The following is a 478-nucleotide window of genomic DNA, read 5'->3' as shown; positions in this document are numbered from 1 at the left end:
CTTCCCCGCCGATGCCAGGCAGCAGCTGCAACAGGCGGTCGCCGCCGGCGAGCAGCGGCACCTGGGCGAAGTGCGGGTGGTGATCGAATCCAGCCTGCCCGTATCACTGGCCTTCGCCGGCACCACGCCGCGCGCACGCGCGCGCGCGCTGTTCGGCGCGCTCGAAGTGTGGAACACCGAAGGCCATACCGGCGTGCTGCTGTACATCAACCTGGCCGATCACGCAGTGGAACTGCTGGCCGACCGCGGCATCGACGCGCGCGTCGGCCCGGACACCTGGCACGCGATCTGCGACGACCTGGCCGCCGGACTCGCGCGCGAGCTATCGGTCAGGCCGGTGCTGGCGGCGGTGGAGAAGATCCACCACCTGCTTGCCCTGCACTTCCCTGCCGAAGGCGGCAAACCCAACCGCAACGAGCTGGACGACCGGCCAATCGTGCTGTAGTCCGCGCTGCCGCTGTCGTGGGCGGGTATCTGC

The 478-nt window shown here is 70.1% G+C and carries 1 protein-coding gene; it reads left to right on the top strand.

Going from position 1 to position 478, the window contains the following annotated elements; all coding sequences use genetic code 11:
• Positions 1-445 (top strand): TPM domain-containing protein (locus AC1DO7_RS41480; RefSeq protein WP_477117604.1); only part of this gene is annotated, 445 nt, incomplete at its 5' end.
• Positions 446-478 lie beyond the last annotated feature (33 nt).

It is taken from the genome of Cupriavidus sp. 05N40, assembly GCF_056397305.1.
The sequence above is the reverse complement of the archived record's forward strand: the minus strand, read 5'-3'. Positions and strand labels throughout refer to the sequence as shown.